The sequence below is a fragment of the Virgibacillus carmonensis genome, assembly GCF_057836705.1.
The window spans coordinates 1-19,082 of the sequence record NZ_JBYQFJ010000022.1 but is presented as its reverse complement, the minus strand read 5'-3'; the positions used below and the strand labels follow the sequence as shown (position 1 = coordinate 19,082).

At 38.1% G+C, this 19,082-nt stretch carries 17 protein-coding genes and 2 other annotated features; of the genes, 5 read left to right on the top strand and 12 right to left on the bottom strand.

Going from position 1 to position 19,082, the window contains the following annotated elements; all coding sequences use genetic code 11:
- Positions 1-40: 40 nt before the first annotated feature.
- From AC3G7N_RS15325 to nikB, 5 genes are read right to left on the bottom strand one after another with little or no spacing between them, the layout of a single operon-like run.
- Positions 41-1,012, bottom strand: a complete 972-nt coding sequence (locus tag AC3G7N_RS15325) for an ABC transporter ATP-binding protein (protein ID WP_489423038.1) — start codon at positions 1,010-1,012, stop codon at positions 41-43.
- Positions 987-1,832, bottom strand: coding sequence for an ABC transporter ATP-binding protein (locus AC3G7N_RS15320; RefSeq protein WP_489423037.1), 846 nt, complete (start codon positions 1,830-1,832; stop codon positions 987-989). Before AC3G7N_RS15320 ends, AC3G7N_RS15325 begins: the two co-directional genes overlap by 26 nt.
- Positions 1,833-1,840: 8 nt before the next feature.
- Positions 1,841-3,379, bottom strand: a complete 1,539-nt coding sequence (locus tag AC3G7N_RS15315) for a glutathione ABC transporter substrate-binding protein (RefSeq protein WP_489423036.1) — start codon at positions 3,377-3,379, stop codon at positions 1,841-1,843.
- 15 nt (positions 3,380-3,394) lie between these two features.
- Positions 3,395-4,291, bottom strand: coding sequence for an ABC transporter permease (locus AC3G7N_RS15310; protein ID WP_489423035.1), 897 nt, complete (start codon positions 4,289-4,291; stop codon positions 3,395-3,397).
- 16 nt (positions 4,292-4,307) lie between these two features.
- A complete protein-coding gene (gene nikB / locus AC3G7N_RS15305) occupies positions 4,308-5,249 on the bottom strand; it encodes a nickel ABC transporter permease (RefSeq protein WP_489423034.1) in 942 nt (313 codons plus the stop codon).
- 269 nt (positions 5,250-5,518) lie between these two features.
- Here nikB and AC3G7N_RS15300 point away from each other — a divergent pair, with 269 nt between their 5' ends.
- Positions 5,519-5,968, top strand: a complete 450-nt coding sequence (locus AC3G7N_RS15300) for an Lrp/AsnC family transcriptional regulator (RefSeq protein ID WP_489423033.1) — start codon at positions 5,519-5,521, stop codon at positions 5,966-5,968.
- Between the two features lie 86 nt (positions 5,969-6,054).
- Here the strand turns inward: AC3G7N_RS15300 and AC3G7N_RS15295 are convergent, their stop codons facing one another.
- From AC3G7N_RS15295 to AC3G7N_RS15280, 4 genes are all read right to left on the bottom strand, one after another.
- Complete coding sequence (locus AC3G7N_RS15295; protein WP_489423032.1) at positions 6,055-7,326, bottom strand: metal-dependent hydrolase family protein; 1,272 nt, start codon at positions 7,324-7,326, stop codon at positions 6,055-6,057.
- A gap of 16 nt (positions 7,327-7,342) precedes the next feature.
- Complete coding sequence (locus AC3G7N_RS15290; protein WP_489423031.1) at positions 7,343-8,512, bottom strand: hypothetical protein; 1,170 nt, start codon at positions 8,510-8,512, stop codon at positions 7,343-7,345.
- 497 nt (positions 8,513-9,009) lie between these two features.
- Complete coding sequence (locus tag AC3G7N_RS15285) at positions 9,010-10,377, bottom strand: DUF4179 domain-containing protein (RefSeq protein WP_489423030.1); 1,368 nt, start codon at positions 10,375-10,377, stop codon at positions 9,010-9,012.
- Entirely contained in the window at positions 10,352-10,891 is a 540-nt protein-coding gene (locus AC3G7N_RS15280; protein WP_489423029.1) for a sigma-70 family RNA polymerase sigma factor, read from the bottom strand. The genes AC3G7N_RS15285 and AC3G7N_RS15280 overlap by 26 nt, the downstream gene beginning before the upstream one ends.
- Before the next feature lie 313 nt (positions 10,892-11,204).
- Between AC3G7N_RS15280 and AC3G7N_RS15275 the strand changes: the two genes are divergently transcribed.
- Positions 11,205-11,660, top strand: a complete 456-nt coding sequence (locus AC3G7N_RS15275) for a hypothetical protein (RefSeq protein ID WP_489423028.1) — start codon at positions 11,205-11,207, stop codon at positions 11,658-11,660.
- Between the two features lie 108 nt (positions 11,661-11,768).
- Here the strand turns inward: AC3G7N_RS15275 and AC3G7N_RS15270 are convergent, their stop codons facing one another.
- The 3 genes from AC3G7N_RS15270 to AC3G7N_RS15260 are packed head-to-tail and all read right to left on the bottom strand — an operon-like array spanning position 11,769 to position 15,067.
- Positions 11,769-12,872, bottom strand: a complete 1,104-nt coding sequence (locus AC3G7N_RS15270) for a prephenate dehydrogenase (RefSeq protein ID WP_489423027.1) — start codon at positions 12,870-12,872, stop codon at positions 11,769-11,771.
- Entirely contained in the window at positions 12,869-13,975 is a 1,107-nt protein-coding gene (gene hisC, locus AC3G7N_RS15265) for a histidinol-phosphate transaminase (protein ID WP_489423026.1), read from the bottom strand. The genes AC3G7N_RS15270 and hisC overlap by 4 nt, the downstream gene beginning before the upstream one ends.
- A gap of 15 nt (positions 13,976-13,990) precedes the next feature.
- Positions 13,991-15,067, bottom strand: coding sequence for a bifunctional 3-deoxy-7-phosphoheptulonate synthase/chorismate mutase (locus AC3G7N_RS15260; protein WP_489423025.1), 1,077 nt, complete (start codon positions 15,065-15,067; stop codon positions 13,991-13,993).
- A gap of 179 nt (positions 15,068-15,246) precedes the next feature.
- Positions 15,247-15,476, bottom strand: a binding site (T-box leader).
- Positions 15,477-15,520: 44 nt separating this feature from the next.
- Positions 15,521-15,748: a binding site (T-box leader), on the bottom strand.
- 294 nt (positions 15,749-16,042) lie between these two features.
- On the opposite strand from AC3G7N_RS15260, the gene AC3G7N_RS15255 reads away from it, so the two are divergent.
- Genes AC3G7N_RS15255 through betB form a run of 3 tightly spaced genes read left to right on the top strand, consistent with a single transcriptional unit; the run spans position 16,043 to position 19,001 of the window.
- On the top strand, positions 16,043-17,110 hold the full coding sequence (locus AC3G7N_RS15255; RefSeq protein ID WP_489423024.1) for an amidohydrolase family protein: 1,068 nt from the start codon (positions 16,043-16,045) through the stop codon (positions 17,108-17,110).
- A 17-nt stretch (positions 17,111-17,127) separates the two neighbouring features.
- Positions 17,128-17,481 carry a Rieske (2Fe-2S) protein gene (locus tag AC3G7N_RS15250; protein ID WP_489423023.1) on the top strand — a complete coding sequence of 118 codons (354 nt, stop codon included), beginning with the start codon at positions 17,128-17,130 and terminating at the stop codon, positions 17,479-17,481.
- A 47-nt stretch (positions 17,482-17,528) separates the two neighbouring features.
- Positions 17,529-19,001 (top strand): betaine-aldehyde dehydrogenase, encoded by a 1,473-nt coding sequence (gene betB, locus AC3G7N_RS15245; RefSeq protein WP_489423022.1) that lies wholly within the window; start codon positions 17,529-17,531, stop codon positions 18,999-19,001.
- Positions 19,002-19,082 lie beyond the last annotated feature (81 nt).

Sequence of the window (19,082 nt, the reverse complement as noted above, 5' to 3'; positions counted from 1 at the left end):
ACACTCCTTGTATACGTACTATTATTAGATTATTTTAGCATTAAACCTCGTGACAAGCCACAAAATGACCATCCTCGACTTCTCGCCATTCAGGAACTTCTACCTTACAGTGTTCCTGAGCCAATGGACATCGTGTATGGAATGGACAGCCCGTCGGATAATTGGAGGCACTCGGCAAATCTCCCTCTAACTTTATACGTTCTTTTTTTCGACCAGGAATTGGACGAGGAATTGCTGATAATAACGCTTTTGTGTAGGGATGCATTGCATTCTTATATATCTGTTCTGATGATCCGAGTTCCACCATTTTCCCAAGATACATCACTAACACACGATCACACATGTGTCTGACAACACCTAAATCATGAGAAATAAACATATATGTCAGTTGATACTTTTCTTGCAGATCATTGAGCAGTCGAATAATTTGGGCTTGCACGGATACATCAAGTGCAGACACCGCTTCATCACAGACTATTAACGAAGGATTAAGTGCAATCGCGCGGGCAATTCCAATACGTTGTCGTTGTCCCCCACTAAATTCGTGTGGATATCTTTCATAATGCTCTTCCTTTAATCCTACTTCTACTAAAAGTTCACGTGCCCGTTTTTCCCTATCCTTTTTTGATAAATTACTATGAATGACAAATACCTCTTCCAAAGCATTACCAATTCGTTGGCGTGGATTTAAGGATGCAAACGGATCTTGAAATATCATCTGCATATCTTTTTTGTAGTCCTTTAATTTCCGGCTTGACAGTCCGCCAATATCTTTTCCACGGAACATAATAGAACCTTCTGTTAGCTCATCTAACCCTAGAATCGTTCTACCAAATGTTGACTTTCCACAACCAGATTCACCCACAATTCCAAGTGTTTCTCCTTCATATACCTGCAAACTAACATCCTGTACCGCTTTTACATTTGCTGTTGTTCGTTGCAATATACCGCTTTTAATTGGGAAGTATTTTTTCAAATCCTTCACTTCAAGTAGTGGCTGTTGATTTGTCATGGTTATCCACCCCCTGAAGCCAATATTTACTGTCATCATCTACATTCGGCACTGCTGCCAAGAGTTTTTTCGTATAAGCATGTTGTGGGTCATTAAAAACACTGTACACGTCACCCATTTCGACAACTTCTCCAGCATACATAACCATAACCCGGTCAGCTATCTCAGCTACAACGCCCATGTCATGTGTTACAAATACAACACCCATTCCCATCAGTTCTTTTAAATCATCAATTAAATCTAAAATCTGTGCCTGAATTGTCACGTCCAGGGCTGTTGTTGGTTCATCAGCTATTAATAGTGACGGTTTACATGCCAGCGCCATAGCAATCATTACCCTCTGTCTCATTCCACCACTGAGCTCGTGTGGAAATTGTTTTAGCTTTTCCTTCGGGTTTGGTATACCGACCTGATCAAGTAAATCAATGCTTTTCAGTGTTGCTTCTTTTTTAGACATATCGCGATGAATCATCAATGGCTCCCGAAGCTGAAAACCTATAGTGAAAACTGGGTTTAAAGCAGTCATTGGCTCTTGAAAAATCATCGACATTTTATTTCCTCTAATCTTTTGTAGTTGTTCTTCTGTTTTACCTATAATTTCCTCGTCCTTTAAACGTATGGATCCGGTAATTTCTCCATTATTTGGTAAAAGACCCATTATCGACAGGGAAGTGGCACTTTTCCCACACCCAGATTCACCCACGATACATAAGGTCTCTCCCTTACTCACTGAGAAAGAAATACCCCGAACAGCCGGGACTTTCCCATTGGCTGTCCGATATTGGGTAACAAGATTTTCAACTTGCAACAGATGTTCCATTCATAACCCTACTTTCTGCTAACATTATAAAGTAACCATTGACCAGTAGGATCTACAACCAATCCTTCAACTGATTCATCATAAGCAGCTGTTACCGTTCCGTGTTCCATAACTATCCACGGTGCATCTTTTATTGCCATGACATTTGCTTCATGTAATTTTTCTTTTCGGACTTCCTGATCAACCGTTTCGCGTGACTCTTCTACTAATTTATCAAACTCTTCATTATTATATCTACCGAAGTTCGAGGATCCGATATTGTCTGAATGTAGATTTGGATATAGCAACTCACTTCCATCAGCAGTACTATTTGACCAGCCTAGGAATGTCATTTCGTAATTTCCCTTTCTTGCAGTTTCTAGAAAAGTTGCCCATTCCATTGTTTCAATTTCTACATTTAAACCAATTTCGGTTAGCTGAGCCTGAACAATCTCTGCCATCTTCATGTAATTATCTCTATTAGCTACTAAAAGTGTTATTTCTTGGCCAGTATACCCATTTTCTTCTATTAATTTTGAGGCCTTTTCCTGGTCAAACGCATAGCCTGCATCTTTCGCTTCTTCGTTGTAACCAAAGACTTTTGGACCGATTATGCTCTCGTTGTAAATTCCAAGTCCATTTAACTGCTCTACATATGTTTCTTGATCAACACCATATGCAACAGCTTGTCTAAATGCTAATTCATTAAATGGTGCCTTATCCATATTAAACCCTAAATAAGATACGCGTGTTCCTTCAGCCTTTTGTACCTCAACACCTTTAAGTGACTCAATTCTAGGAAGCTGATCAGAAGGTAAAGCATCGATAAATTGGACTTCTCCTGTTTCCAGCATGGAGATGGCTGTTGAAGCCTCTGGAACTACCTTAAACGTAACTTTCTCCAATTGTGCAGGTTCCTTCCAATAGTCTTCATTCCTCTTTAGAGTGATGTGATCCCCTTCTACCCATTCTTCAAATACGAATGGACCAGTGCCTACAGGATCCTTGTTAATATCCCCTTCCTTATCGGCAGTCGGACTAACAATGGCTGCATTCGTATGGCTTAAAGCAGCTAACATTGGACCATATGGTTTATCCGTTTTAAGAACAACCGTGTATTCATCTTTAACCTCAATGGAAGAAATCGGCTCTAGCAAGGACGCTCTTGGAGCAGCTCTTTCAGGATCTTTAATTTGTTCAAACGTATATTTTACAGCTTCTGCATTGAAAGGAGTTCCGTCATGAAACGTAATCCCTTCGCGCAGCTTGATTACCCAAGTGTTAGCATCAGGTGTTTCGTATGATTCTGCCAGTAACGGCTTCGCTTCCAATGTTTCCGGATCTTGTGTAAATAAAGTTTCATAGATTTGATACGTAACATTAGAAGATACGGAATCATTTGTATCAATGGGTGACAACCCGGCAGCATCTGAAGTTGATGCATATGTTAGTTCAGCCGGAGCATCCTCACCACCATTTTCACTACTGCTTTCTTCACTACATCCAACCAAAGCAAGTACTGTTAACACTAATAAAGTCATAAGCTGAAGCATTCTCTTACTCATCATTATATCCTCCTTATTTTATACATCTAATTCCATATTTGGATCTAACGCATCCCTTAATCCATCACCAACAACATTAAATGCAAAGATGGTTAGCATGATAGCTATTCCTGGAATAATTGACATATGTGGAGCGCTCCACATAAAATCTTGACCCGCAGCAATCATCGCTCCCCATTCTGGAGTTGGTGGTTGTGCTCCTAAGCCTAAGAAACTTAAAGCTGATGTAGATAAAATTGCTGTACCCATTCGCATAGTCGCAAATACAATAATTGGTGCTGTGCAGTTAGGCAATATATGCTTTAGAATAATTCTTGTATCACTTGCTCCTAAAGACTTCATCGCCAAAATATATTCTTGCTTTTTAACTGATAAGACACTACCCCTGACAATTCTAGCGCAACCTGGTATTGACCAAATACTGATAGCAATAACCACATTTACTAGACTTGTTCCTAACATTGCGATAATAAGCATCGCAAGCAATATACCAGGGAAGGCAAATAACAAATCTACAATTCTCATAATAAAACCATCAATTTTCCGATAGTAACCACCTAGAAGACCTAATGTAAGGCCGCCAATTAAACCTAGTATCACGGATGACAAGCCTACAACGAGGGAAATCCTTGCCCCGTAAACCAATCGTGACCACATATCTCTTCCATAGTTGTCAGTTCCAAGAAAGTGACCTTCTGCACCTATTCCAAGTTCTGTTTCTGACAAGTTTTGTTCAAAAGGCCCCTGGCTAACGAGTAAAGGAGCAAATAAAGCTATAATAATCAATAGTGTAATAATGAAAAGCCCAAAGACCGCTAATTTATTTTTTAGTACACGTTTGATCGTTTGTACGAGATATCGTTCTTTTTTCTTGGGAGTTACGTTTTTATCATTTAAAGCTAAATTAGCCGGCACTACTTGACCTCCTCTCTTAGTTATACGTTATCCTAGGATCTATAATTGCATAAACTACATCTACTATTAAGTTAACGATTACAAAGATAGCAGCCACTAGTAACACTGTTCCCTGTACCACTGGAAAATCCCTTGATGCAATCGCATCGATCATTAATCTTCCTATCCCATTAATAGCAAATACTTGCTCTGTAATGATGGTGCCACCCAATAAAGAACCGAAATTTATACCAACAACAGTTACAACCGGAATCATTGCATTTCTCAGTGCATGAACCCATATTACCGATCGCTGCTTAACACCCTTTGCTCTGGCAGTACGAATATAATCGGACCTAATTACTTCTAACATTGACGACCGACTCATACGGGCGATTAAAGCTGCTGAAGCCGTTCCTAATGTAATGGCTGGTAATATCAATTCTTTCATACCTTCAATGGTATAAAAAGGGGCATTTAAACCACCTACCGGAAGCCATTGTAGCTGTACAGAAAAAATAAGTATTAGCATGGTACCTAGCCAGAAATTCGGTATAGAAACTCCTGCTAAAGAGAAAGTCGTACTGGAGATGTCAATCCAGGAATTCTGTTTAATAGCAGCAATAATTCCAGCAATGATCCCAATAATAACAGCTACAACCATACTAGCGGCAGCAAGCTTTATCGTACTTGGAAACCGGGTTATAATTGCATCTGTAACCGATTGTCCTGTTTGATAAGAGTAGCCAAAATCACCTTGTAAAATTCCACCTAAGTAATCTACATATTGAACCAGAACTGGTTTATCCAACCCTAAATCTGCTCTAATTGCTTCGAGATCTGAAGCACTCGCAGTCGGTCCACCGATTATTGTAGCTGGATCACCTGGCGCGATATGCATACTCATAAATACTAAAAATGAGATACCAAATAATAATAAAATTAGTTGAAGTAATCTCCTAACGATTAATCCGATCACTCTATCCCTCCTTCATTTAATATAGTTTTCAAACTTTTTATTAAATTATTAATATTGTACAAAACCCTTAATTGCATGTCAATAGATTTTTGAACAAAAGTAAGTTAAATCAATATAAAAGCTTACATTTATACCAAAATTAAACATTAATGGTTTCATTTTGTATAATTAGTTTAGTTTTTAGAAAAATAAATTTTGTTAGTTTTAACATTTTCTGCTATTATTAAATAATCAACAACTTTGAAATATAATTTTGGGAGTCAACCTTTATGAAATTTGATGATGTGGATAAAAGAGTAGTTGAAGAACTAGTGAAAGATGGTAGAATTTCGTATGTTGAGTTAGCTGAAAAAATAGGGTTATCGCGAGTAGCTGTAAAAGATAGAATACAGAACCTTATTGATAAAGGCGTAATTGAAAATTTTACGGTCACGGTAAATTCAGAGAAATTCGGAAAAAAGGTTTCCGCTTTTTTTGAAGTGGATGTAGAACCAAAGCAGCTACAAGAAGTAGCGCAAAATCTAGCAGATAACTCAAATGTTGCCAGTATCTATCAAATGACAGGACCAAGCACGCTTCATATGCACGTCCTAGTGGAAGATTTTAAAATGCTTGAAACGTTTATTAATAATGAACTATACTCAGTCCAGGGAATCACGAGGGTAGAAAGTAGCGTACTTTTAAAACGTTTCAAAAGTCGTAAAGGATTTAAACTCTAGTTATGAAGTTGTGCTCCAGTTGCAGTGCATATAAACAATAGGGACTGTACCAATAGCCTTAGCTTTTGGTAACAGTCCCTTTGCTATTATGAAACGACAATCGGTGACGTCGCCTTTGCAACTGTATTTTTTTCTATTTTCCCATTCTTGATAACAACTTGAATCGTATCATTATTTGCAAGTGAATGAATATCCTCTAATGGATTACCTTTAACAATAATGATATCTGCCAGTTTATCCCGTTCAATCGTCCCAACCTTAGCTTCCCAACCTAAACATTCTGCAGCAGTTTTTGTAGAAGCTACAATTGTTTCCATTGGTGTCATGCCAATGTCTGCCATTAACCCAAGTTCTCTTAAATTCGTACCATGTTTCATCACACCGGCGTCAGTTCCCATTGCAATCTTCACACCAGCTTTGTAAGCCTTTGCTATACTTGTCATGTGATGTTCAATTACTTCTTTGGATTTCTCAACTGCAGTATCTGGCATTCCAACGTCCTTTGCAGTTTCTAACACAGCAACAGGGGCAAGTAGTGTAGGTACTAAAAATGTCCCGTTTTCCTTCATTAATTCAATTGCCTCATCGTCTAAAAAGATACCATGTTCAATCGAATGGATGCCTGCTTTAACTGCATTTTTAATTCCTTCAGCACCTTGCGCATGGGCCATCACTTTAACGCCTTTTCGAAAGCGTCCTTCCTCGACAATAACTTTTAATTCTTCCAATGAAAACTGTGTAAACTCAGGGTGATCAGTAGCGCTTAATACCCCGCCAGTTGCATGAACTTTTATGACCTCTGCCCCAGCACGCAGCATTTCACGTGTTTTCTTCCGTACTTCTTCAATACCGTCACATTTACCATTAGGCATACCTGGATAATCAGAAGGTAAAATATCCGTTGTATTCCCGGAAACGGTATACCCATCACCATGCCCACCAGTAATGGTCAGTGCATTAATACTTAATTGCAATCTTGGGCCTGCGATCAAGCCATCATCAACTGCTTTTTTTATACCTAAATCCGCACCTAGCGCATCACGTACAGAGGTTATCCCAGCATGCAAGGTGCTTTCTAAGTGTTTAGCTGCTTTATAATACATAAATGAAAATGGTGTAGCTAGCCTGTCTGCAATTGGCGAAAATTCCATCATCACGTGCACATGCGTATCGATTATTCCTGGAAGAATGGTACCTCCCTCGGCATCCACGACTGTTTCTTCACCTGTAGCTGAGTAGTTAGATTCAGCACCAACATAAACAATTTGTTCACCTTCCACTACTACCACAGAATCGTTCTTCGGCTCTCCGCCGTTACCGTCAATTAATAACCCATTTTTAATAATCATTTTTGTCATTTTGTATACCTCCAAGTTATAATGTTTGTACTAATAATCCTGCTATAACCACTGATGCGATCGTGACTGTAGTAAATCCACCGATTAGCATAGGTGTTAACAGCTCATTGAATATGACTTTTTCTTCTTGTTCGTTTCTCGCTACACTTCTGCTAACTTCTTCACAGAGTATATAATCACCAGGGAAACCAAAAAGGGCTGTTAATGCTACAGGCATACCTTTGAATGGATGCCATTTAACAAACCTAGATGCAAGGTAGCCACCAAGTGCTATTCCAAATGTACCGAGTAACAGAATTAAAATGATGCTCGGTAAATTATTCACTACATCCTGAGGTGTTACATCAGCCATTGTACCAATTACGACAAAGATAATTCCCATCATTGTCAGGGTAAATGAATTCGATTTTTCAAGAGATCTTGTTTCAAAAAGCCCAACTTTAACACCGATTAGACCGATTACTAAACACCATAAACTGTAATGAATAGGAGTAACTTCTCCTAGTGAAATTCCAATTGCAGCACCCACAAACACAGAAAATAGTTTTAATGTCACGCTAGATTTAAATGAACTGGATTTTGCTTTGTCATTAACCTTTTTATCAGAATCCTGCCCACTAGCCATCGGAACAAACGTCCCATCATCCATTTCTTTCTGCATCTTAATGGCATACCTTCGCATGAAATTCATCGCAAGCGGCATTCCGAGAACGCCCTGAAAAGCTACAATTAAAGCCGGTATGACAATAATGCTTGTAAGTCCAAGTTCAGTCAGTTTTTCTGAAGTAATGATAAGAGCAATAATCCCTCCACTGATTGGGCCAAAACCAGCAACTGCTGTTGCATAGTCAAAAAACAATGGAATAATCGTCAATAGTAAAACGCCAGCCACAACGATGCCACTGAGAGCAATAACTACCGCTTTAAGTTGGCTTCTAAGTATAGAGAAGGGAATTAACGTACCCATATGCAAAATAGCTGGGCCGATCAAAATTGCTCCTAAAGCTGGAAAAGTTGATTTCTCTAAAATATCTTCAGGAAAAATGCCTGTCCATGAACAAACTAAAAAACCAACCATTGCAGTAAGCAGCATAGGGATTCGGGCTCTGGAAACAATAGATAGCCACTCCCCTAATGCAATTAAAGAAAAGATCAAAACCGTAGCTATTAGCGGATTACTTAACATAAAACCCCTCCTCATGATGTAAATTCCTAATAATATACCACCTCAAAGATCGTTTGTCTATGGTGTTTTCAGATTATTTGTTACAATTAGAATATTTTCAGTTGCATTATTTTAATAGAATAATATCCCTTGTTGACTGGGTGATTGTTCTTTCAATAAAGAAAGCGGTTACTGATTGTGACTTATGAGAGGTCGGTATTCCATGAATTGGAAAAAGTAATATTTCAGGAAAAAAACCAGGGTACCGTTACAGAACTTGAATCGTACTAGAAATACAATTAAATTGTGTAATAAATTGCGCACTATTTGGCAGTGGGGGTTAATACTTCACAATCTATATTATTTAGCATAAATATTTAATTAGCTTATTATGCCTTTTTCTACTATTCGCATCTATACTAAAAGGCACGTTATTCAATAAACGTGCCCCTCAGTTGAACAAATTATTATTTTAATGTAACCAATAAATGTATGAAGTGTTGTAAGTATATCTACTTTTATTTCAAATAAATTTTTACTGGTTCCATCTCTACAGGTATATTACTACTTAAACCACCTAATCCAACTCTTACGACATAACCGTTATTTTTAAAATCATCTAGAGAGCTAAGATCAAATGTGCTTCTAAATCTTAAATCGCCTTCATCTAAAACTTTTATGGAGTGTTCCATTGGTTCCTTATAAATATCCTTTTCCGATTCCTTCACCATTATTACATCATTTCGGGCTATGTTCTTATAGAAAAGTAATCGTTGATTCTTTTCTTCTCCCTCATTTATCTGAAAATCAATAACAACAGTATCGTCGTTTATAGTGATATTCTCCAGACTTACGGAGAGATCTTGTCGATCAGAACTTATTACAAAAGGTGTTTCTTGATCTAATTTAACAAACTGACTCCTTGGATTTAGAGCTACTTTCGGATGTATTTTGATATAATTCGTTTTCCCATAAAGTTCTTGAGGAATAATACTTCTTCCTTTTACTATCATTTGTTTATCTTTTTTTGTTTTCTTTAGATCAATACCGTCCATCGAAATTCTAATCTTATTTCCTTGGTCATCATAAGCTTCTAATCGAACTTGGTCGTTCTTGCCCTCAGCCGGGAATGTGCTTGTGTATTCAATTGCTGTAGAAGCCTTACCTGCTATAATTGAATTGAAATGAACCAGTACGTCTGCCTTTTTATCACTACTTGCTTTGTCAACTCTAATAATTTGATTTGGCAGTTGTTTAATAGGAACATCGAATTTCCATGCTCCTTCATCATTTCCAATTCTCAGAAACTCCAAAGGAAATGTCGTGTTAGCAGGCAACTCTTCTCCAGGGTAATGCAATTGAATTTGTCCAGTATACCCTTTATCCGTTTTTTCCATCTGAACAATTTCTTTGCTCTCAGCAATTGCTTCATTTCCATTAAATATTTCATAAAATCCAGCTAATTTGCCACTTTGATTCTCCTTTACATCACCTGTCACATCAAAAGTAACACCGATAACAGCTCCATCGTAATAGGCACTTGTAATCATGACGTTTATTCCTTCACTGCTAGCTGATTCATTTAATTGAGTGATTAATTGTTGTGATTCAAGACTTCTTCCAACTAAATCATTAAAATTTGAATATAATTGCCCAACAAGTGGGGCATCAGCCAACACATTCGATACAGACGGAACTATGAAACTGGTTGACAGTAAAGTAACAGCTGCTGTAGTTGAAATAATAAATTTCCTAGTTCTGCTCTTCTTTTTCTTGAAAATAGAACTATCATCAGCTTTTTCTATACCACCCCGAATTGCCTTTTGAACATCTTCTTCTGGAACTTCTATTTTATCGTATTTATCTTGAAATAATTTTTCCTTCATTGTACCCCATCCCCTCTAAAATAGTTTTTAACCGCTTTTTTCCTCTTTGAAGGTATGTTTTAACTGTATTTTCAGGTATGTTCATAATATTAGCTACTTCCTTAATCGGTAGATCTTGATAATAGAATAAAATAATAGCATCCCGATAGGTATCTCGTAAGTCACTAATAGCTCTAACTAAATCAATATGTTCAATGTTTTCTTGAACTTTCTCGGATGAAAGTTCACCCACATTTTCAAACGGTATATCTTTTTTTTGTTTTTTCTTCAGGTCATAAACACTATAGATAAGTATTCTTGTTAGCCATGTAGAAAAGTATTTATTATTTTTTAAACTCCCAATTGATATAAATGCCTTATAAGAAGTTTCTTGTACTATGTCCAGAGCATCTTCGCGATTACCTGCATATAGGAAAGCGGTACGATATAACTGTCCACTATGTAGTGAAAGGAGATCTTCAAATGCTTTTTTGTTGCCGTTTTTCGCCTTTTTTATAAGTTTTAAATGATCCATGCTTGTCCCCCTTTACCATTAGAGAAGAATTTACGTATAAAAGTTTCAAGTTTTTTATTTAAGATAGATAGTAGAATCTATTGCATTAAAAAAGTGCTAACTGATAGAGTTTAGCACGTTATTACTAATTAACTTCACTTATTTATGGGCTTTAAATGTCAGAAGAAGCGCTAAACCTTATTCAAGATAAGCACCCTATTACGGTATATGCTTGTTTATTCTTTTCCCATGTCTGGTAAAACCTTATTTAAATAGGTTTTTTACATTAGGGCAGGATAAAAAGGCTTATATAATTACGAAAGGAGTAACTTTTGTGACTAGGATTATTTTCGTTATTATGACATCGCTTTTACTTTTAACAGGTTTTGATCACCAAGACCATCTAAAAATAATTAACGTTGATACTACGATTAATGAGGCTCAGAACAATATCCGATATGATTTAAAAATTAAAAATACAGGTTCTACTACTATCGGAAATGAATTTGATTATCCTGGATACCAATACCAAGGTATGGAAATTGTCGTAGTCCCAGATAAGAAATTAGAAAAATTCATGAAAATACTCCCTAATACAAAATATATAAAAATGCAGACAGTCGGATTTGGTGGAAGAGGTCAAATTCCTCCTAATCAAGTAGGCGACTTTCATGCAGAATATGTTTTTAAGGACATAAAGGATTTAGAAATGATAAAAAAATTTGCATTGAATGTAAAATTGGTTGTTTTGGATGGAACAAATGTAATCGCTGAACTACCTTTAAACTAAGTGTAAATGATAGACTTACACCAGCTATTGAATCCAACAAATTGACGTGTACTTTTTCAATATCAATAAAAAATACGACACTATTTTTAGTAGTGCCGTACAATATTATTATGCTGCCTCATATGTCTTAAAATCGTTATGGTTAAGTAAAGCTTGAGCCTTGGTACGGTCTTCATCCTTTTGAAAACTAATCCGCAAGACACCGAGTAACCCCTCCCTGGATTCGATTATATGAAGGTTAGTTATACTAATCGCTTGTTCCGCTAGCAATGAAGTAATACCTGCGATGGCTCCAGGTACATCCATTACATCCACATATAAGTCATAATAGGACGGAATTGCTCCTTTGGAATGGACTGGCAATGAATCCCGGTATTCTTTTGCTTCTTCAAAGAAATGGATAATATCGTTGTCATCTTCTTCTACTAAGACATTTTGTATGTTTCGCATTTCCATCATCCAGTCTTCTAATAAAGCTAATAAGTTAAGCCGGTTTTGTTTAACGATATCTTTCCACATGTTAGGATTACTGGACGCAATCCTAGTTACATCCCGAAATCCGCCTGCAGCTAACAAGCTTATGAGCGGATTTTTGTCCGCGTTCTTTTTTGCTAAGTTGACCAGGCCTGCCGCTATAACATGGGGAAAGTGACTTACTACCCCCGTAATATAGTCGTGTTCCTCTGTATCGAGAACTAGAAAGTGAGAATTCGCCCCACTTAGCCAGTCTTTTAATTCTTCTATTCTTTCTGAAAGGGTATCAGCGTGAGGTGTTAGTACGTAAAAAGCATTTTCAAATAAATGTGCCTTAGCACTTTCCACGCCTGCTTTATGCGAACCTGCCATTGGATGTCCTCCAATAAACGTTACCTCTCTTTGCAACAAATCATCAGCAAGTTGCATAATCCCCCCTTTTGTACTACCTGTGTCAGTTATAATAACGTTTTCCTTTAAGGTAAGGCTTGATAATTGTTTTATTAATTTTTCCATCTCTAATACTGGTGTAGACAGGATGATTAAATCTGCTAATTCTGCTCCCTGTCGAAAAGAAGCTACTTTTTCATCGATTATGTTGAGTACGCTTGCTCTCTCTACTTCACTTTGCTTCACGTCGTACCCATAGATTTTTGCATCTGGATGTTGATTCTTAATTATGAGGGCTAATGAACCCCCAATTAATCCTAATCCTACGATAAATACGTTTCCACTCATGAATGATCCTCCTGTAGTTCTACACCTTTTTCCATAAATTCCTTGATAGCACTTCTTACTTGTTCGTTTTGTACCTCTGAACCGATTGTAATACGGGCTGATGTTGGGAAACCTAATGATTTACCAGAACGAACGATTAGACCTTTTGATAACAAAAAGTTGGCTACCGCGTCACCATCGCGATCAAAATCAATTAAGACAAAATTGCCCTGCGAAGGAAAATAATGAAGTTGATTTTCCTGACAAAACGTATAATATTTTTCTCTTTCTTCCGAATTCCTCAGCCTGCATCTTTCTACAAAGACTTGATCTGTTATCGCAGCGGATGCTACTAGTTGGCCGAGTACATTCGTATTAAAAGGAAGACGAATCGGTTCTAGTCTTTTAATATTCGTTGCCGACGAAACCCCATAACCAACACGAAAACTAGCAAGACCATACATTTTAGAAAAAGTTCTCATGATGATTAAATTCGAAAACTTATTTAAAAAGGCAAGAGAATCATAGGAATCATTTACATATTCAAAGTAAGCCTCGTCAAGAACGACTAGCACATCTTTTGGCACCTTCTCTAAAAAGGACCAAAGCTCATTTTCCGGAATATAACTCCCAGTTGGATTGTTAGGGCTGCAAACCCAAACAATTGCTGTATTTTCATCGATCATGGCAAGCATTTTGTTCAAATCATGATTTCCATTGACTAACTCTACTTCACGTACTTCGGCTCCTTCGATGATGGCCGCATGTTTATATTGTGGAAAAGTTGGCGTGGCCATTACTGTATTTTTCCCGTGTTCCAGCATGGCTCTAGAAATAATCTGGACGAGTTCATCCGTTCCATTTGAAAAAATTAATTGTTTTTTATTTACACCTATTAAAGATGCAGTTGCTTCACGTAATTTAAAAGCATCCCCATCAGGATAAAGAATAAATGACGAATGGAATTCTTTTAATGCAGTATCTACTTTTGGTGAATAACCGAATGGATTCTCATTTGAAGCCAGTTTGACGATTGAATCTAGTTGATACTGCTCCTTAACTTCTTCAATCGATTTTCCAGGCTGATACGCTCGCAAATCCAGAATCTGTTCTTTCCATTTCATTAACCTTCCTCCTTATTACGCTAACTTATTTTTGAAAACCTTTAATATATCCATAAACTCATTAAATTCAGGAATGTTCATTTGCTGAGCTGAATCGGATAACGCAACTGCAGGATCCGGGTGAACTTCCGCCATAACGGCATCTGCTCCAATAGCAAGAGCTGCTTTTGCGGTTGGTAGAAGCAAGTCTTTTCTTCCTGTCGAGTGGGTTACATCAACTACAACTGGCAAGTGTGTTTCTTTTTTCAAGATCGGTACAGCGGAAATATCTAATGTATTTCTCGTTGCCTTTTCGTATGTGCGAATACCACGCTCACATAAAATGATCTGGTCGTTTCCTTGCGAAATGATATATTCAGCCGCATTAATAAATTCATCAATGGTTGCTGAAAGCCCACGCTTTAGGAGAACTGGTTTCTTCACTTTTCCGACCGTTTTAAGCAATTCAAAGTTTTGCATGTTACGGGCACCCACCTGAATAACATCAACGTAATCCAGCGCCTTTTCCACATCATGTGGTGCAAGGATTTCACTGACAACCTGCATTCCTACCTCATCTGCAACTTCTCTTAAAATTTGCAGGCCTTCAAGTCCCAGTCCCTGAAAATCGTATGGAGAAGTCCGAGGCTTGAACGCTCCGCCTCGCATAAAGGTAAGTCCTTGCTCTTTCATTGCTAAGGCAACCGCTTTTACTTGCTCATAACTTTCAACTGCGCATGGCCCCATAATGAATCGTTGTTCCCCATCACCAATTTTTTCACCATTCACATCAACAATCGTATTTTCAGGACGTGCTTTTCGTGAAACGAGTAATGCCTTTTTATGATTATCTTTTTGAAGCTCTAAGCTAGCTTTAAAAATTTCTTTAAAAATGTATTGAATGGTTGAAGCTTCGAAAGGTCCGTCATGATGCTGGATAATTAAATCGAGTGCTTGACGCTCACGAACTGGATCAAATCGGGCTACTCCTTGTTTTTCCTTATGTTCACCAATTTCCTGAACGATTTCCGCTCGTTCGTTTAGTAATTTAAGCAGTTGTAAGTTAACCCCATCTATTTTGTCACGTAATTGCGTTAAGTCATTTGTAGTCATATCTTATTCCTCCTAATTTTTGTTTTTATAGTTAGACACATAATTCCAGAAAATCTCGGCTCGTCGCCATGGTTTTTTTATACTTTATACCGATAAAAACGAGCTTTCTTTTAGTGTAATAATACAAGCATCACTCCCTCAAATAATAAAAAAATCGTCCCTGCCGTTTTTATTTAAACGACAGGGACGATTTTCACCGTGGTACCACCCTTATTATGAACAGAACTGTTCACCTCTTGTTAATGTTAACGATCGGTTGACCGTCTTTCTCTAATTAAAGAATTCTCTTTAATACGAAAAAGAAGCTCCAGGATGGTAATTCATGCTTATCTTTGTACTGATTCCCACTAACCATCAGCTCTCTAAAACAGGGAGATAAGACACTACTGTTTCCTTTCATTGCTTATAAATAATTCAATTTTTTTGTATTAAAAAAGTCCCTACTGATTAATCAGTAGGGACGATTGTAATCGCGGTACCACCCTAGTTGTGAACGGAATTTGTTCACCACTTCATTTTGTTAACGATCAATTGACCGTCTTTCTCTTCATAAAGATCTCTCTTTACTAGAAAAAGAAGCTCCAGGGTGTAATTCATGCTTATCTTTGTACTGATTCCCACTAACCATCAGCTCTCTAAAACAGGGAGATAAGGCACTACTTTTCCTTTCGTTGCCGAAATATATGATAATTTAATTGTTTAAATGTTATAGTTTCTTATTATATGTTGACCATCGATTGTTTGTCAATACTTTTTTAAATTTAAATTAATTACTGTGCTTTTGATATAAAGAAACATTTTTCAGCTGCAAGGTGTTACTACAGAAAACGAATTTGCATCACTGAGCATTACTGACGCTCACTGAGTAACACTAAGCTCACTCAGTGTTACTCACAGTCTATTCCCGAGTTAGGGTTTAAATAAGGAGATTGCTATAATGCTAGATAAGATAAATAACAACCGGGAGGGTATATTGTGAGTAACAACAATCAACAACAAAAAAAGAGAATTATAGACGTTGATATCCACGAAAGTGTTGCGTATAAAGACCTATTCAAGTATTTAGATAATCCATATAGAAGGTATATCGAGGATGCGAATTGGATTCAGGAAAAACATTTGCCATACACGCAGCCTTCTGTAGCAGGTGTTAACCGTGCCGATGCTAAATTACCGGATGGCCGGCAAGCAGGGTCTGATCTACCCTTTATGCAGGAACAACTACTTGATGACATTGGTCACGAATACGGTATTCTTACCGGCGCCTTGGATCCATCACCATCATCCATGCATGGATGGTATGAGATGGCGACAGCACTCGCATCCGCTTACAATGACTGGCAAATAGAGAATTGGTTGGAAAAAGACGAGCGACTTTACGGTTCTGTGCACATTAATGCGGAAGATCCGGGTGGAGCCATTCGTGAAATAGAAAGAGTTGGGTCACATCCAAAAATGGTTCAAATATTACTGCCTATTGATGATAAGATGTGGGGCGACCCTTACTTTCACCCTATCTATGAAGCTGCCCAAAGATATGAATTGATGATCGGCATGCATCATAATGAGCCACCATTATATTTTGGTAAATGGCCAAGGTACTTTATAGAATGGCACAGCCTCCTGCCTACAACACACATGATGCAGGTGACGAACATGATATTCAACGGTGTATTCGAGAAGTTCCCAAATCTTAAACTTATGATGATTGAAGGCGGCTTTACGTTTATTCCTCATTTGATGTGGAAACTTGATCAGCAATACAAGGATCTTCGTCATGAAGTACCTTGGATCAAAAGAAAGCCTAGCGATATCATGAAAGAACACGTTCGATTTTGTACCCAACCATCAGAGGAATTAAATAAAAAGGACTTCTTATCCGTACTTGATCAAATGGGTTCAGATGAAATGCTTTGCTTTGCAACGGATTACCCCCACTGGGATTTTGATTCGCCGCACCGGTCCTTACCTAGCTTGGACCCCGATCTTAAGAAAAAAATATTTTCTGAAAATGCACGTGCATTCTATCCAAAATTGAAGTAGCAGGAGGGAAAAAAATAATGCAACAAACTGTCTGTCACATAAATGATATGGAACCAGGAGAATTGCGGGAAGCTGAACTCGGACGGATTTCTATTGTAATTTGCAAAACGCTGGATGAAGAATTTTACGCTTTTGCAAATAAGTGTATCCACCAAGGTGGGCCCTTATCCAAGGGAAAACTCTGTGGTGCACCTCAATCTGATCGTCCAGGAGAATATACATTCTGTCAAGATGGTGAGATTCTCCGTTGCCCTTGGCATGGACGTGAATTTAATGTGAAGGATGAGGGTCGTATGTTAGCCGATCCAACACACAAACTGCCAAGCTTTCCTGTCAAGATAGAAAACGATTATGTCATCGTATATAAATAATCCATTTCACAAGATCAGGATCTACACTAAACAGAAGGAGTTTTTTTATGCATATTAAAAAAATGTTTGTAAACGGGGAATGGATCCAACCAAATAATAATCAAACACGTGATATCATCAACCCCTTTAACCAAGAAATTATAGCTAAAGTTGCTGAGGGTGATAAATCAATCGCAATCGAGGCAATCCAAGCCGCGCGAATTGCTTTTGACAATGGCCATTGGTGTAACACCCCTGCATCGGAGCGTGGAAAACTTTTGTTGAAAGTCGCTGCCTTTATTGAACGCGACAAAGAAGAATTGGCTGAGCTTGAGACGCTGGACACAGGTAAAACAGCCGTTGAAAGTCGTGTAGATATGGATGATATCGCTAAGGTGTTTCGCTATTACGCAGGTCTCGCTGACAAAGATGGTGGCGAAATAATTGAATCACCTATCCCTGATTCTTCAAGCAAAGTTGTGCGGGAACCGGTTGGTGTATGTGCACAAATCACACCATGGAATTATCCATTGTTACAAGCTTCATGGAAGATAGCGCCTGCACTAGCAGCAGGTAATACAGTGGTGATAAAGCCTAGCGAAATCACCCCACTTACTACCATAAAGGTTACCGAGTTAATAGAAGAGGCAGGAATTCCAACTGGTGTATTTAACTTAGTATTAGGTGCTGGGGAAACGGTTGGCCAAGAATTAGCAGATAACAACTTGGTGGACCTTATATCCTTTACTGGAGGCATTCATACCGGTAAAAAAATTATGAAATCCGCTGCCAATACCATGAAAAATATAGCATTAGAGCTTGGAGGCAAAAATCCAAATATTATCTTTGCCGACGCTAATTTAGAAACAGCACTGGATCAAGCACTTAATGCCGCTTATTTCCATGCAGGTCAAGTATGTTCCGCTGGATCTAGACTACTTGTAGAGGATAGAATCCATGATCAATTCATCTCCCAATTGATAGAGCGCGTTAAAAACATCAAGCTGGGGAATGGATTTGATGAGGCAACGCAGTCCGGGCCAATGATTTCAGCCGAACATCGTACCAAAGTAGAAAGTTATGTAGCGCTTGGAAAGCAGGAAGGGGCTACATTACGTGCTGGCGGAAAACGTCCTAATTTGCCCGAGTTACAAAATGGTTTCTTTTATGAACCAACACTATTCACAGATTGCACAACAGACATGAGAATTGTTCAAGAAGAGGTATTTGGACCCGTGTTAACGGTCGAGCGTTTTACTACGAAAGAAGAGGCTATCCAATTAGCCAATGATTCCATCTATGGTTTAGCAGGCGGCGTGTGGACAGAAGATACGCTTAAAGCAAATCAAGTGGCTGCTGAACTCCGTATGGGAACGGTATGGATTAACGATTTTCATCCTTACTTCGCCCAAGCACCTTGGGGTGGATACAAACAATCAGGAATCGGACGCGAATTAGGTAAATCAGGACTTGAAGAATATACCGAGGTAAAACACATTTTCCAAAACAAAAAGCCGGAACCGTTGAATTGGTTTAACTAACTTGATATTTTTAACATCGAAGGAAGTAAGAAAAACCGGGCATAGACCGCCCGGTCCTTTGCTGTGTTAGAGAACATCCGT